15 protein-coding genes are annotated in these 13,602 nt (G+C 66.8%); 9 read left to right on the top strand and 6 right to left on the bottom strand.

Going from position 1 to position 13,602, the window contains the following annotated elements:
• Positions 1 to 163: 163 nt before the first annotated feature.
• The 4 genes from MKD38_RS20460 to MKD38_RS20445 all read right to left on the bottom strand — a co-directional run bounded on the left by MKD38_RS20460 (position 164) and on the right by MKD38_RS20445 (position 3,381).
• The gene (locus tag MKD38_RS20460) at positions 164 to 940 is read right to left on the bottom strand and encodes an enoyl-CoA hydratase (RefSeq protein WP_252679439.1); all 777 of its coding nucleotides are present in this window, start codon (positions 938 to 940) and stop codon (positions 164 to 166) included.
• A 91-nt stretch (positions 941 to 1,031) separates the two neighbouring features.
• Positions 1,032 to 1,784, bottom strand: coding sequence for an amino acid ABC transporter ATP-binding protein (locus MKD38_RS20455; RefSeq protein ID WP_252679464.1), 753 nt, complete (start codon positions 1,782 to 1,784; stop codon positions 1,032 to 1,034).
• 37 nt (positions 1,785 to 1,821) lie between these two features.
• Positions 1,822 to 2,475 (bottom strand): amino acid ABC transporter permease, encoded by a 654-nt coding sequence (locus MKD38_RS20450; protein ID WP_012353984.1) that lies wholly within the window; start codon positions 2,473 to 2,475, stop codon positions 1,822 to 1,824.
• Positions 2,476 to 2,589: 114 nt separating this feature from the next.
• Complete coding sequence (locus MKD38_RS20445; RefSeq protein WP_252679435.1) at positions 2,590 to 3,381, bottom strand: amino acid ABC transporter substrate-binding protein; 792 nt, start codon at positions 3,379 to 3,381, stop codon at positions 2,590 to 2,592.
• A 261-nt stretch (positions 3,382 to 3,642) separates the two neighbouring features.
• On the opposite strand from MKD38_RS20445, the gene paaG reads away from it, so the two are divergent.
• From paaG to paaK, 3 genes are read left to right on the top strand one after another with little or no spacing between them, the layout of a single operon-like run.
• Complete coding sequence (paaG, locus tag MKD38_RS20440) at positions 3,643 to 4,467, top strand: 2-(1,2-epoxy-1,2-dihydrophenyl)acetyl-CoA isomerase PaaG (RefSeq protein ID WP_252679434.1); 825 nt, start codon at positions 3,643 to 3,645, stop codon at positions 4,465 to 4,467.
• 40 nt (positions 4,468 to 4,507) lie between these two features.
• A complete protein-coding gene (paaI, locus tag MKD38_RS20435) occupies positions 4,508 to 4,960 on the top strand; it encodes a hydroxyphenylacetyl-CoA thioesterase PaaI (RefSeq protein WP_252679430.1) in 453 nt (150 codons plus the stop codon).
• Between the two features lie 51 nt (positions 4,961 to 5,011).
• Entirely contained in the window at positions 5,012 to 6,316 is a 1,305-nt protein-coding gene (gene paaK / locus MKD38_RS20430) for a phenylacetate--CoA ligase PaaK (protein WP_252679428.1), read from the top strand.
• Positions 6,317 to 6,386: 70 nt separating this feature from the next.
• Here paaK and mltA read toward each other — a convergent pair whose 3' ends face one another.
• The gene (gene mltA, locus MKD38_RS20425) at positions 6,387 to 7,532 is read right to left on the bottom strand and encodes a murein transglycosylase A (protein WP_252679426.1); all 1,146 of its coding nucleotides are present in this window, start codon (positions 7,530 to 7,532) and stop codon (positions 6,387 to 6,389) included.
• Positions 7,533 to 7,654: 122 nt separating this feature from the next.
• Here mltA and MKD38_RS20420 point away from each other — a divergent pair, with 122 nt between their 5' ends.
• Positions 7,655 to 7,873, top strand: a complete 219-nt coding sequence (locus MKD38_RS20420) for a hypothetical protein (protein ID WP_252679424.1) — start codon at positions 7,655 to 7,657, stop codon at positions 7,871 to 7,873.
• 13 nt (positions 7,874 to 7,886) lie between these two features.
• Here the strand turns inward: MKD38_RS20420 and apaG are convergent, their stop codons facing one another.
• The gene (apaG, locus tag MKD38_RS20415) at positions 7,887 to 8,261 is read right to left on the bottom strand and encodes a Co2+/Mg2+ efflux facilitator ApaG/CorD (protein WP_012353991.1); all 375 of its coding nucleotides are present in this window, start codon (positions 8,259 to 8,261) and stop codon (positions 7,887 to 7,889) included.
• A 267-nt stretch (positions 8,262 to 8,528) separates the two neighbouring features.
• Here apaG and rpe point away from each other — a divergent pair, with 267 nt between their 5' ends.
• The 5 genes from rpe to trpD all read left to right on the top strand — a co-directional run bounded on the left by rpe (position 8,529) and on the right by trpD (position 13,592).
• A complete protein-coding gene (gene rpe, locus MKD38_RS20410) occupies positions 8,529 to 9,230 on the top strand; it encodes a ribulose-phosphate 3-epimerase (protein WP_252679423.1) in 702 nt (233 codons plus the stop codon).
• On the top strand, positions 9,227 to 9,970 hold the full coding sequence (gph, locus tag MKD38_RS20405) for a phosphoglycolate phosphatase (protein WP_252679422.1): 744 nt from the start codon (positions 9,227 to 9,229) through the stop codon (positions 9,968 to 9,970). Before rpe ends, gph begins: the two co-directional genes overlap by 4 nt.
• A 426-nt stretch (positions 9,971 to 10,396) precedes the next feature.
• Positions 10,397 to 11,914 carry an anthranilate synthase component I gene (trpE, locus tag MKD38_RS20400; RefSeq protein WP_252679420.1) on the top strand — a complete coding sequence of 506 codons (1,518 nt, stop codon included), beginning with the start codon at positions 10,397 to 10,399 and terminating at the stop codon, positions 11,912 to 11,914.
• Between the two features lie 20 nt (positions 11,915 to 11,934).
• On the top strand, positions 11,935 to 12,504 hold the full coding sequence (locus tag MKD38_RS20395; RefSeq protein ID WP_092317948.1) for an aminodeoxychorismate/anthranilate synthase component II: 570 nt from the start codon (positions 11,935 to 11,937) through the stop codon (positions 12,502 to 12,504).
• Between the two features lie 62 nt (positions 12,505 to 12,566).
• Entirely contained in the window at positions 12,567 to 13,592 is a 1,026-nt protein-coding gene (trpD, locus tag MKD38_RS20390; RefSeq protein WP_252679418.1) for an anthranilate phosphoribosyltransferase, read from the top strand.
• The last annotated feature ends 10 nt before the right edge of the window (positions 13,593 to 13,602 follow it).

The following is a 13,602-nucleotide window of genomic DNA, read 5'->3' as shown; positions in this document are numbered from 1 at the left end:
GGCCGGTTTCGCCGCCCTTGCAACACCTTTGTCACGACGATGCGCTAAACGTTCCCGTGGCGCTCACGTAAGGCCTTGAACGGCAAAGGTAAATTGCCCCGCCACGTGACGAAAACGAGGCAATACCCCTGCTCTGCTCTTGGGTATTCCTTGATCCCAGCGCTTAACGATGCTGGAAATTCGGGCTGCGCTTCTCGACGAAGGCGGCCATGCCTTCCTTCTGGTCCTCGGAGGCGAAGGTGGCGTGGAACAGCCGCCGCTCGAAGTGAACGCCCTCGGCCAGCGTGGTTTCGTAGGCGGCGTTGACCGATTCCTTGATCATCATGACCACTGGCAGCGAGAAGCCGGCGATGGTCTCGGCCGCCGCCAGCACTTCGTCCAGCAGCTTGTCGGCCGGCACCACGCGCGACACCAGGCCCGCGCGCTCGGCTTCGGCGGCGTCCATCATGCGCGAGGTCAGGCACAGGTCCATGGCCTTGGCCTTGGACACGGCGCGCGGCAGGCGCTGCGTGCCGCCCGCGCCGGGCATGGTGCCGAGCTTGACCTCGGGCTGGCCGAATTTGGCAGAGTCCGCCGCAATGATGATGTCGCACATCATCGCCAGCTCGCAGCCGCCGCCCAGCGCATAACCGGCCACGCCCGCGATCACCGGCTTGCGGATCTTGCGGATGGTTTCCCAGTTGCGGGTGATGTAGTCGCCCTTGTAGACGTCCATGAAGGAGTACTTGGCCATCATGCCGATATCGGCGCCGGCGGCGAAGGCGCGCTCGCTGCCGGTGATGACGATGGCGCCGATACCCTCATCCTGGTCAAACGCGGACAGCGCAGCGCCCAGTTCATCCATCAGCGCATCATTGAGCGCATTCAGGGCCTTCGGGCGGTTCAGCGTGACCAGGCCAACGCGGCCGCGGGTCTCGACCAGGATGTTTTCGTACGGCATGTCTTCTCCTATCTATGTATGGTCAGGCGGATGGCATTGTCGCCACCGGCTGCGGGCTATTCTGCCATCGGTTGCGGCGTGGCGGCGCCGGCTAGAGCATGTGCGCGAGGAACTCGCGGGTGCGCGCGTGGGCCGGCGCGCCGAACACCTCGCCCGGCGCGCCTTCCTCGAGAATCCGGCCCTCGTCCATGAACACGACGTGGTTCGCCACTTCCCGCGCAAATCCCATTTCATGGGTGACGACGAGCATGGTCATATGCTCCTCGGCCAGTTGCCGCATGGTGCGCAGCACCTCGCCGGTCAGTTCCGGATCCAGCGCGGAAGTCGGCTCGTCGAACAGCATGATGTCCGGTTCCATCGCCAGCGCGCGCGCAATCGCCACACGCTGCTTCTGGCCGCCCGACAGCCGCGCCGGATAGCTGTCGCGCTTGGCCAGCAGGCCGACCTTGCGCAGCAGTTCCTCGGCCTTGGGAATCACCGCATCGCGCCGCAGCCCCTTGACGGTCACCGGCGCCTCGATGATGTTCTGCAGTACCGTCATGTGCGGGAACAGGTTGAACGACTGGAACACCATGCCCATCTTCCGGCAGATGCGGCGCACTTCCGCGTCCGCCACATAGCGGGCCGCGCCGTCGGGGCCGGCGCCGGCCAGTGTCTCGCCCTCGATATGCAGGGTGCCGCGGTCGATCACCTCGAGATGGTTCAGGCAGCGCAGCAAGGTGCTCTTGCCCGAACCCGACGGGCCGATCACCGCGGTGACGTCGCCCTTGCGCAAGGTCAGCGAAACGCCGCGCAAGACCTGCAGCGGCCCGAACGACTTGAAGATGTCCCGTGCCGCGATCATGACGCCGGGCGCATCGTGGGAAGGGGCGCCGTTCGGGCTAGTCATCATGTTTGGCATAGCGTTTTTCGAGATTCTGGAAGAACCAGGTCAGAATCAGCGTCATCACCAGGTAGAAAAGCGCGGCGACGAGGAAAGGCGTGGTGGTGAAATCGCGCTGCACGATGCCGCGCGCGGTGCGCAGGATGTCGTTGAGCGCCAGCACGTAGATCAGCGAGGTGTCCTTGATCAGGGTAATGGTTTCATTGCTGACCGGCGGCAGCACCCGGCTGACCATCTGCGGCAGCACCACCCGCCGCATGGTCTGGAAGTAGGTCATGCCCAGCGCCTTGCTGGCCTCGTACTGGCCGCGGTCGACGGACTTAATGCCAGCGCGGAAGATTTCCGCGAAGTACGCGGCATAGTTGAGCGCGAACGCCACCACTGCCGCGGGAAAATCAGGCAGCCGCACGCCGATGACCGGCACGAACGGCAGCGCGAAATAGATAAACAGCATCTGCAGCATCAGCGGCGTGCCGCGCATCAGCCAGATATAACCGTTGACCAGGCCGCTCAGCAGCGGCCAGGACGAAATGCGCGCCAGTGCCAGCGCAAGCCCGAGGGGCACCGACAGGGCGAGCGTGATGGCGAATAGCGTCAGCGTGACTTTGGCACCCTGCGCCAGCGGCAGCAGAAGAGATAAGACGTAATCCATGCTCGCGCGTACAGAAGGAGGTGAGGCCTCCGGGAAGCCCGGCGAACGGGTCCGGAGTTGGCGTGCCCCTCGCCTGAACCGCGAGGGTCCGAGGGGCATTCCGCCGGGTCTGGATTACTTGGTGATGTCGGCGCCAAACCACTGCGTGGCGATACGCGCCGCGGTGCCGTCCTGCTTCATCGACGCCAGGGTCTGGTCGAGCTTGCCGAGCAGTTCGGCGTCATCCTTGCGCACGCCGACGCCGTAATCCTCGGTGCCGAAGTTTTCTTCCAGCACGCGGTATTCGCCGGCACGCTTGCTGATCAGGTAGCGGCCCACCACTTCATCCACCACGATCGCGTCGAGGCGGCCCGCCGACAGGTCCATCAGCGCCGTCACATTGTCGCCGAAGGTCTTGAGTTCCTTCAGGCTCGCGGCAATCTGGCTTTCCTTCTTGATGGCATCCACCGCGCTGCTGCCGTCCTGCGCGCCGACGGTGCGGCCGGCGAGGTCAGCCTTGGCCTTCACCGGCGACTGGGCGCCGACGATGACGATCTGGTGGTTGGTCATGTAGGGCGCGGTAAAGCTGATGTTCTTCTTGCGCTCTTCGGTGATGGTCAGCCCGTTCCACAGCACGTCGACGCGCTTGCCGTTCAGTTCCGCCTCCTTGGCGCTCCAGTCGATCGGTTTGAATTCGACCGTCATGCCGAGACGGCGGCTGGCCTCCTTTGCCATGTCGATATCGAAGCCGACCAGCTCATTGTTGGCATCGCGGAAACCCATCGGCGGGAAATTGTCGTCCAGGCCCACGATGATCCTGGCGGCCGTATCCATGCCGGCCGCCGGCGCGGGGGCGGATTCTTTCTTGCCGCACGCGGCGAACAGCGCGACGGAGGAGATCAGGAGCAAAGCGGCGAACTTCTTCATAGGATTTCCAATGCGATGGGAGAGCGCGCCGGGCTTCGCTTGCGCAGGCCGGCGGGGTTTCAGATTGTTGTTGGCAGCGCGATTATAGAGCGGTGCCGCAGGCCGGCATTGCGCTGCGGCCGGCATTCGTGCCAATCCCGCCCCACCCGCGGGCAAAAATTAATGCTAAGATTTGCCGACCGACTGGTCGGTTTATTTTAGAGGCATCAGCCCGCACCGACGCGTCCCGGAGTCATCGATTCCATCCGGCAGGAGACAATAATGCCCCCGACGTCCACGCCCGCTGGCCAGCCGGTCAGCATCGAGAGCGGTCCCATCCTGCTGGCCTGGCAGGGACCGGTGGCGATCATCACGCTGAACCGCCCCGACAAGCTCAACAGCTTCACCCGCGCGATGCACCAGGCGCTGCAGCAGGCGCTCGACCACGTCGAGGCCGGCGGCGCCCGGGCCCTGCTGCTGACCGGCGCGGGCCGCGGCTTCTGCGCCGGCCAGGACCTGGCCGACCTGGATTTCACCCCGGGGCATATGACCGACCTGGGCGAGCTGATCGATACCTGGTTCAATCCGCTGATCCGCCGTTTGCATGCCCTGCCGTTGCCGGTGGTGGCGGCGGTCAACGGCACCGCGGCCGGTGCCGGGGCCAACCTGGCGCTGGCCTGCGACATGGTGCTGGCGGCGCGCTCCGCCAGTTTTATCCAGGCCTTCGTCAAGATCGGGCTGGTGCCGGATTCGGGCGGCACCTGGCTGCTGCCGCAGCGCATTGGCATGGCGCGCGCACTGGGCCTGGCCATGACCGGCGAGCGCCTGAGCGCCGAGGATGCCGAAGCCTGGGGCCTGGTCTGGCAGACCATGGACGATCCGCTGCTGCCGGAACAGGCGCTGGCGCTGGCCACGCACCTGGCCGCGCAGCCGACGCGCGCGCTGGCTTCGATCAAGCGCGCCATGTATGCCAGCGCCACGGCCACGCTCGACGCCCAGCTCGACCTCGAACGCGACCTGCAGCGCGAGCTTGGCCAGTCCGCCGACTATGCCGAGGGCGTCAACGCCTTCCTCGCCAAGCGCGCCCCGCACTTCAGCGGCAAGTAGACCGCGGGCCTGCGCCCGCATCCCCGTACAGGAGATTAGCTTGAAACAGGACCCCCAGGCCCTCGCGGAAGCCGCCGCGGCCGCCATGTATGAAGCCGACACCTGCAGCCGCTGGCTGGGCATCACGGTCGAGGCGGTGCGGCCGGGCTATGCGCGGCTGACCATGCCGGTGCGCAAGGAATTCCTCAACGGTCACGGCATCTGCCATGGCGGCCTGATGTTCACGCTGGCCGATTCGACCTTCGCTTTTGCCTGCAACAGCCATAACATCAACACCGTGGCGGCCGGCTGCAGCATCGAGTTCCTGCGGCCCGTGCATGGCGACGACGTGCTCACCGCCGAGGCCACCGAGCAGGTCCTGTCGGGCCGGCACGGCATCTACGATATCCGCGTGACCAATGCCGCGGGCCAGGTGGTGGCGATGTTCCGCGGCAAGTCGGCGCAGATCAAGGGACACGTGGTGCCGCCACCCGACGCCACCGAAGGCGCCTGAGCCAGCCCTGGCAAGATACTGACGACAAACGCCCCCCGTGCAGGAGACCCCATGAGCACGCGCCTGACCGATCTGCCCCTGGACCCGATCGAGACCGCCAGCCGCGCCGAGCTGCAGGCGTTGCAGCTGGAGCGCCTGAAATGGTCGCTCCACCACGCCTACGCCAATTCGCCGGTCTACCGGCGCAAGTTCGACGCGGCCGGCGTGCACCCCGACCAGCTGCAATCGCTGCCTGACCTGGCCCGCTTTCCGTTCACCAGCAAGCAGGACCTGCGCGACAACTACCCGTTCGGCATGTTCGCGGTGCCGCAGGACCGGGTGGCGCGCATCCATGCCTCCTCGGGCACCACCGGCAAGCCCACCGTGGTCGGCTACACGCTGCAGGACATCGACAACTGGGCCACGGTGATGGCGCGCTCGATTCGCGCCTCGGGCGCGCGCCGCGGCGACAAGGTGCATATCAGCTACGGCTATGGACTCTTCACCGGCGGACTGGGCGCGCACTACGGGGTCGAGAAGGCCGGCCTGACCGCGATCCCGTTCGGCGGCGGACAGACCGAGCGGCAGGTGCAACTGATCCAGGACTTCAAGCCCGAGGTGATCATGGTGACCCCCAGCTACATGCTGGCGATCGCCGACGAATTCGAGCGCCAGGGCATCGACCCGGCCAGCACCTCGCTGCGCGTGGGCATCTTCGGCGCCGAGCCATGGACGCCGGAGATGCGGCTGGCGATCGAAAAACGCATGGGCATTTCCGCGGTCGACATCTATGGCCTGTCGGAGGTCATGGGGCCCGGCGTCGCCAACGAATGCGCCGAGACCAAGGACGGTCCCACCATCTGGGAAGACCATTTCTACCCGGAGATCATCGACCCCGACACCGGCGCGGTGCTGCCCGACGGCGAGTTCGGCGAACTGGTGTTCACCTCGCTGACCAAGGAAGCGATGCCGGTGGTGCGCTACCGCACGCGCGACCTGACCCGGCTGCTGCCGGGCACGGCCCGCGCGGCATTTCGCCGCATGGAGAAGGTCACCGGCCGCACCGACGACATGATGATCGTGCGCGGCGTCAACGTGTTCCCGTCGCAGATCGAGGAACTGATCCTCAGGCACGCCGAGCTGGCGCCGCACTACCAGTGCGTGCTGGCCAGGGAAGGCCACCTCGATACGCTGACGGTGCGGGTCGAATGCGCGCACGGCAGCGACACGGCGCTGGCGCACCCCGCGCGCGAGCGGCTCGCGCACGAGATCAAGTCTTATATCGGCGTGACCGCCGGGATCGAGGTGCTGCCGGAGGGCGGGATCGAGCGGTCGGTGGGGAAGGCGAAGCGGATCGTGGATCAGCGCAGGCGCTGAAATCCGCCGGTTGCTCCCCTCGCCCGCTTGGGGAGGGGAGACAACATTCGGGATGCTAGCCCTCTCGCCGTCAGCTGCGCGGCATCAGCACCCACATCCGGCCGCCCTGCTTCATCCGTCCGGCGGTCTCGCCGGCGGCATCGCCGGCGCCCCAGAAGAAGTCCGCACGCACGCCGCCCTTGATGGCGCTGCCGGTATCCTGCGCGAACATCAGGCGCTGGATCGGCTCGGTCGACAGCGGGCGCGTGGTCGACAGGAACACCGGCACGCCCAGCGGGATCGTGGCCGGGTCGACCGCGATCGAGCGTTCCGCGGTCAGCGGCACGCCCAGCGCGCCCACCGGGCCGTCGTTGTTGGGCGGCAGCTCGCGGAAGAAGACAAAGCGCGGGTTGATGTTCAGCATCTCCTCGACCCGGCCCGGGTTGGCGCGCGCCCAGGCCTTGATGCCCTGCATGGTGGCCTGGGCCGGGGTGATCTCGCCGCGGTCGAGCAGCCACTTGCCGAACGAGCGGAACGGCTGGTCGTTGGTGCCGCCGAAGCCCACCCGCATCATGCTGCCATCCGCCATGCGGATGCGGCCCGAGCCCTGGATCTGCAGGAAGGCGGCCTCGACCGCGTCGTCGACCCATACCAGCTCGTTGCCGCGCATGGCCGGGTTCTGCAGCAGTTCGGCGCGCGCCGGCAGCGGGCGGTTGCCGAACTGCGCCGGCTTGCGGTACAGCGGCACCTGGAACTTGCCCTGGCGCGTGCGCGAGCCATGCAGGATCGGCTCGTAGTAGCCGGTGATCAGGCCGCTGTCGGTGCCGTCGCCGTTGACCACGCGGTACGGCTGGAAGTTGCTTTCGAAGTACGCGCGCATGGCGTTGATGTCGCCGGCGTTGACCATCATGCCGGCCGCGCAGGCGCGGCTCCATTCCGCGCGCTTCTTCAGCGCCTGGCAGCTTTGCTGCAGCGCCGGCCAGGCGGCGCGCACGTCGTCCTGGCCCCAGCCGCCGATCTCGGCCCAGCTGGCCGCCTGCAGCCGGCCCTTCTGCGACGACGCCGTCGGCGGCGCGGTGCCGGACGGGGTGGTCTCGATGCGCGGCGGCGGGCCACTCATGCAGCCGGCCAGCAGCACCGCGGCGCCGGCCAGCGCGAGCCAGCCGCGCAGGCGGCGCAGGTGCAGGCAAGAAACCTCGGAAACGTGGGAAGTCGGGAAAGCGTCCGCGTATGCCATCTTGCTATTGTTCAGAGTCCTGGAGGCGCGGCCTGCAGGCGCAATCCGCTGGAATGCCCCTACAATGCCACCGTCATTCTCAAACCACCGCCTGCGCCCCCGCGGGCCGCGCTGCATCTGCCATGAGCAAGTTCTTCGAAGCCCATCCCATGCTGCTGTTCGCCCTGGAAGCCGGCGTGGCGCTGTTCCTGCTGATCTTTATCGTGGTCTGGACCATGGGCACGGCGAAAAAGCATCCGCGTCCCACCCGCGCGCCGTCGGAACACCCGTCGCGCCAGCAGCCGGCGCAGGGAGACACGCAAGCGCCGCAGCAGGATCAGGACAACGCACCGCGTCCGTAGGTTCCCGGCAGGCTCAGTGCAGCATGCGCGGCAGCACCAGCGCGAATTCGGGAATCGGCACCTCGAAGCGGTGACCGTCCTCGGCCACGCAGAAGTATTCGCCCTTCATCGAGCCCACCGGGGTCGAGATCGTGGCCCAGCTGGTGTACTCGAAATGCTCGCCCGGCTTGAGCAGCGGCTGGTGGCCGACCACCCCCAGCCCGGCAACTTCCTGCGTGCCGTTGTCGCTGTCCGTGATGATCCAGTGGCGCGAGATCAGCTGTGCCGCGACCTCGCCGGTATTGTGGATGGTGATGGTGTAGGCGAAGGCATGGCGCCCGCGCTCGGGGTCGGACTGGTCCGGCAGGTACTGGGTGCGCACCGACACGGAGAAGGCGTACTCGCTCATTTGGGCAGGGCCGGCGGCGGGATCGGCCGGCAGGAAAATGGGTAGCCGCATTGTGCGGGATGGGCGCGGGACGGGCAAGAGCGCGGGCCCGGCACCAGCCGGACGCGATCGCCCCGGGCGGGCGTAGAATAGCGGTCTTTCAACGCCGTGCCGCCCGCCGTGGCCCCGGCCGCCCTTGCCGCCCTGATGGTTTTCGCGGCCTGGCGGCGCCCCGCGGCCCGCCGCCAGCGGCGATAACAGCATTCCCTGCATTCACCGCGCGCCACCATGACCCAGCCCACCTTCCGCATCGCTCCTTCCATCCTGTCCGCCGACTTTGCCCGCCTGGGCGAGGAAGTGCGCCGCGTGACCGAGGCTGGCGCCGACTGGATCCATTTCGACGTGATGGACAACCATTACGTGCCGAACCTGACCGTGGGTCCGCTGGTGTGCGAGGCGATCCGCCCCCACGTGACCGCCCCCATCGACGTGCATCTGATGGTGCGCCCGGTGGACCGGATCATCCCGGACTTCGCCAAGGCCGGCGCCAATATCATCACCTTCCACCCGGAGGCCAGCGAACACGTCGACCGCTCGCTCGCGCTGATCCGCGATCATGGCTGCCAGGCCGGCCTGGTGTTCAACCCGGCCACGCCGCTGCACCACCTGGACCACGTGATGGACCGCCTCGACGTGATCCTGCTGATGTCGGTCAACCCGGGCTTCGGCGGCCAGTCGTTCATCCCCGAGACGCTGAACAAGCTGCGCGCGGTGCGCGAGCGCATCGACGCCTACACCGCGCGCACCGGCCGCACCATCCTGCTGGAAGTCGACGGCGGCGTGAAGGTCGACAACATTGCCGAGATCGCGAAAGCCGGCGCCGACACCTTCGTGGCGGGCTCGGCCGTGTTCGGCAAGCCCGATGCCGACGGCGGCTACCGCGGCATCATCTCGGCGCTGCGCGGCGAACTGGCCAAGGCCGGCCAATGAGCGCGGGCGCGGTGCTGCGCCGCGCCGACTGGCGCGGCATCGAAGGCGTGATCGTCGACCTGGACGGCACCATGGTCGACACCGCGGGCGACTTCCACGCCTCGATCAACGCCATGCTGCTGACGCTGGGCCGCCAGCATCCGAACCTTGGGGCGGTGGCGCCGATGTCCGAGCAGGAGATCGTCAGCTACGTCGGCAAGGGTTCGGAAAACCTGATCCGGCGCGTGCTCGACGCGCGCTTTTCGCCGCTGCACGCCAACGGCCTGTTTGCCGATGCCTACGCGCTCTACGACCGTGAGTACATCCGCATCAACGGCCAGTTCTCGCAGGTCTACCCGGGCGTGCGCGATGGCCTGGCGGCGATGAAGACGGCCGGGCTGCGGCTGGCCTGCGTGACCAACAAGCCCTACAGCTTTACCGAGCCGCTGCTGGCCAAGACCGGACTGGCCCAGTATTTCGAGCTGGTCTACGGCGGCGACGCCTTCCCGCTGCGCAAGCCCGACCCGTTTCCGCTGCTCAAGGTGGCCGATGCCTTCGGGCTCGAGCCGTCGGCAATGGCCGCGCTGGGCGACTCCGAAAACGACGCCCAGGCGGCCCGCGCGGCCGGCATGGGAGTGCTGCTGGTGCCCTATGGCTACAACCATGGCAACCCTGTACAAGGCGTCGACGCCGATGGTATAGTCGACTCCATTGCCCATGCCGCAGCGCTCTTTGCCGCACACTGGGCCGGTCATCGATAGTCCGTCGATTCCGACCAAATCCTGAACTTCAATGTTTCTCAACCGCAAACGCATCTCTTCTGGCAGTGATCGGCAGGCCTGGCCCTGGCGTCGCTGGCGCGCCTCCCAACAGGCGTAAAGTGCGTTCGCGAGTCTGCTGACACGCCTTCGATCCGAAGGCGTCGCCACCACCGGCCCAGGCGACCAGCCATGCCGGGCATCATCACCCAAACCCGCCGAAAGCCAGCGTAGCCATATTTCTCTGCTACGTTTAGCTCAAGAACGCGCCGCGCGCCCTCTTTCCGGCCGTGTGCAGCCTTGTCCGCAAGCTTGCCGCACCACGGTCCGCAACCGGGGCGGAACTCCCTTACGCTCCAGCCAACTCTGCCGACAAGCGGCACCGCGCCTGACCATCGCCTGCGGCGCGGGCCGAACAAGAGGACCGACATGACCGAACTGGAATTCAAATCGCTGGCCGACCAGGGCTACAACCGCATCCCGCTGATCGCCGAGGCCTTTGCCGACCTGGAAACGCCGCTGTCGCTGTACCTGAAGCTGGCCCAGTCGCAGACGCGCGGGGTCAACACCTTCCTGCTGGAATCGGTGGTGGGCGGCGAGCGCTTCGGGCGCTATTCCTTCATCGGCCTGCATGCCCGCACGCTGCTGCGCGCCTACGGCAACCGCACCGAGGTGGTGACCGACGGCAAGGTGGTGGAAACCCACGAAGGCAATCCGCTTGACTTCATCGCCGCCTTCGAGAAGCGCTTCAAGGTAGCGCTGCGCCCCGGACTGCCCCGCTTCTGCGGCGGCCTGGCCGGCTACTTCGGCTACGACGCGGTGCGCTATATCGAGAAGAAGCTCGCCAACACCCACAAGCCCGACGACCTGAACCTGCCCGACATCCAGTTGCTGCTGTGCGAAGAGCTGGCGGTGATCGACAACCTGTCGGGCAAGCTCTACCTGATCGTCTACGCGGACCCGACCACGCCCGAGGCCTATTCGCGCGCACGCCAGCGCCTGCGCGAGTTGCGCATGAAGCTGCGCCAGCCGGTCGACGTGCCGGTGACCAGCCCGTCGGTGCAGACCGAGGTCTACCGCGAATTCGCCAAGGCCGACTACCTGGCCGCGGTGCACAAGGCCAAGGAATACATCATGGCAGGCGACATGATGCAGGTGCAGATCGGCCAGCGCCTGGTCAAGCCCTACCGCGACGCGCCGCTGTCGCTGTACCGCGCGCTGCGCTCGTTGAATCCGTCGCCGTACATGTACTTCTACAACTTCGGCGACTTCCAGGTGGTGGGCGCGTCGCCGGAGATCCTGGTGCGGCAGGAGGAACGCAAGCTCGGCACCAACGGCGAGACCCGCAGCGAACACATCGTCACCATCCGCCCGCTGGCCGGCACGCGCCCGCGCGGCAATACGCCGGACAAGGATGCGCAGCTGGCCACCGAGCTGCTGAACGACCCGAAGGAAATCGCCGAGCACGTGATGCTGATCGACCTGGCGCGCAATGACATCGGCCGCATTGCCGAGACCGGTTCGGTCAAGGTCACCGACAAGATGGTGATCGAGAAATACTCGCACGTGCAGCATATCGTCAGCTCGGTCGAGGGCACGCTGCGCGAGGGCATGAGCAACCTCGACGTGCTGCGCGCCACTTTCCCGGCCGGCACGCTGTCGGGCGCGCCCAAGGTCCATGCGATGGAGATCATCGACGAACTTGAGCCGCGCAAGCGCGGCATCTATGGCGGCGCGGTGGGCTACCTGTCGTTCGGCGGCGAGATGGACCTGGCCATCGCCATCCGCACCGGCATCGTCAAGGACGGCAACCTCTACGTGCAGGCCGCCGCCGGCATCGTCGCCGATTCGGACCCCGAAGCCGAATGGAGGGAAACCGAGGCCAAGGCGCGCGCCGTGATCCGCGCCGCCGAGCAGGTCCAGGATGGCCTGGACTCCGACATCTGAGAGAACAGGAGACAGACGCCATGCTGCTGATGATCGACAACTACGATTCGTTCACCTACAACCTGGTCCAGTACTTCGGCGAACTGGGCGTGGACGTGCGCACCTATCGCAACGACGAAATCACCATCGAGGAAATCGAGGCGCTGAAGCCCGACCATATCTGCGTGTCGCCCGGCCCGTGCAGCCCGAAGGAAGCCGGCATCTCGGTGGCCGCGCTGCAACACTTCGCCGGCAAGATCCCCATGCTGGGCGTATGCCTGGGCCACCAGGCCATCGGCGAAGCCTTCGGCGGCAAGGTGATCCGTGCCAAGCAGGTGATGCACGGCAAGGTCAGCACCATCGAGACCACGCAGCAGGGCGTGTTCAGCGGGCTGCCCCGGCACTTCGACGTGACGCGCTATCATTCGCTGGCGATCGAGCGCGAGACCCTGCCCGATTGCCTGGAGATCACCGCCTGGACCCCGGACGGCGAGATCATGGGCGTGCGCCACAAGACGCTCGCCGTCGAAGGCGTGCAGTTCCATCCCGAGTCGATCCTGTCCGAGCACGGCCATGCGATGCTGGCCAACTTCGTCAAGGCGCCGCGATGAGACTGCTCGACTCCGCGCCTGCCAGCCCCCATCACGCCATCCAGACTGTCAACGAGAACGCCATGATCACGCCGCAAGAAGCCCTGACGCGCTGCATCGAACACCGCGAAATCTTCCATGACGAAATGCTGCACCTGATGCGGCAGATCATGCAGGGCCAGATCTCGCCGGTGATGGCCGCCGCGATCCTGACCGGGCTGCGCGTCAAGAAGGAAACCATCGGCGAGATCTCCGCGGCCGCGCAGGTGATGCGCGAGTTCGCCAACAAGGTGTCAGTGAAGGACCGCGGGAATTTCGTCGATATCGTCGGCACCGGCGGCGACGGCTCGCACACCTTCAATATCTCGACCGCGTCGATGTTCGTCGCAGCCGCCGCCGGCGCCAGGATCGCCAAGCACGGCAACCGCGGCGTCAGCTCCAAGTCGGGCAGCGCCGACGTGCTGGAGGCGCTGGGCGTGAACATCATGCTGACGCCCGAGCAGGTCGGCCAGTGCATCGAAGAGACCGGCATCGGCTTCATGTTCGCACCCACGCACCATCCTGCGATGAAGAACGTCGCGCCGATCCGCAAGGAAATGGGCGTGCGCACCATCTTCAATATCCTCGGGCCGCTGACCAACCCGGCCGATGCGCCCAACATCCTGATGGGCGTGTTCCATCCCGACCTGGTCGGCATCCAGGTGCGGGTGATGCAGCGCCTGGGCGCGCAGCACGCCATCGTGGTCTACGGCAAGGACGGCATGGACGAGGTCTCGCTCGGCGCCGCGACGCTGGTGGGCGAACTGAAGGACGGCGAGGTGCGCGAGTACGAGATCCACCCCGAGGACTTCGGACTGTCGATGATCTCCAACCGCGGCCTGAAGGTCGCCGATGCCGCCGAATCGAAGGACATGCTGCTCGAGGCGCTGTCCAACGCGCCCGGCACGCCGCGCGAGATCGTGTCGCTGAACGCGGGCACCGCGCTGTACGCCGCCAACGTGGCGGACTCGGTCGAAGACGGCATCCGCCGCGCGCGCGAAGCCATCGCCAGCGGCGCAGCCCGGCAGAAGCTCGACGCCTTCGTGCGGGCCACGCAGCAGTTCAAGTAAGAGACGCCGA

This window comes from Cupriavidus sp. WGlv3 (assembly GCF_023952475.1).
Classification (GTDB): Bacteria; Pseudomonadota; Gammaproteobacteria; order Burkholderiales; family Burkholderiaceae; genus Cupriavidus; species Cupriavidus phytorum.
Note: the sequence above shows the minus strand (reverse complement) of the source record. Positions and strands in the feature narration are given on the sequence as shown.

Coding starts and splice junctions, on each gene's coding strand:
- MKD38_RS20460 (WP_252679439.1), bottom strand. CDS start 940: ATGCCGTACGAAAACATCCTGGTCGAGACCCGCGGCCGCGTTGGCCTG.
- MKD38_RS20455 (WP_252679464.1), bottom strand. CDS start 1,784: ATGATCGCGGCACGGGACATCTTCAAGTCGTTCGGGCCGCTGCAGGTC.
- MKD38_RS20450 (WP_012353984.1), bottom strand. CDS start 2,475: ATGGATTACGTCTTATCTCTTCTGCTGCCGCTGGCGCAGGGTGCCAAA.
- MKD38_RS20445 (WP_252679435.1), bottom strand. CDS start 3,381: ATGAAGAAGTTCGCCGCTTTGCTCCTGATCTCCTCCGTCGCGCTGTTC.
- paaG (WP_252679434.1), top strand. CDS start 3,643: ATGCCCCCGACGTCCACGCCCGCTGGCCAGCCGGTCAGCATCGAGAGC.
- paaK (WP_252679428.1), top strand. CDS start 5,012: ATGAGCACGCGCCTGACCGATCTGCCCCTGGACCCGATCGAGACCGCC.
- mltA (WP_252679426.1), bottom strand. CDS start 7,532: ATGGCATACGCGGACGCTTTCCCGACTTCCCACGTTTCCGAGGTTTCT.
- MKD38_RS20420 (WP_252679424.1), top strand. CDS start 7,655: ATGAGCAAGTTCTTCGAAGCCCATCCCATGCTGCTGTTCGCCCTGGAA.
- apaG (WP_012353991.1), bottom strand. CDS start 8,261: ATGAGCGAGTACGCCTTCTCCGTGTCGGTGCGCACCCAGTACCTGCCG.
- rpe (WP_252679423.1), top strand. CDS start 8,529: ATGACCCAGCCCACCTTCCGCATCGCTCCTTCCATCCTGTCCGCCGAC.
- gph (WP_252679422.1), top strand. CDS start 9,227: ATGAGCGCGGGCGCGGTGCTGCGCCGCGCCGACTGGCGCGGCATCGAA.
- trpE (WP_252679420.1), top strand. CDS start 10,397: ATGACCGAACTGGAATTCAAATCGCTGGCCGACCAGGGCTACAACCGC.
- MKD38_RS20395 (WP_092317948.1), top strand. CDS start 11,935: ATGCTGCTGATGATCGACAACTACGATTCGTTCACCTACAACCTGGTC.
- trpD (WP_252679418.1), top strand. CDS start 12,567: ATGATCACGCCGCAAGAAGCCCTGACGCGCTGCATCGAACACCGCGAA.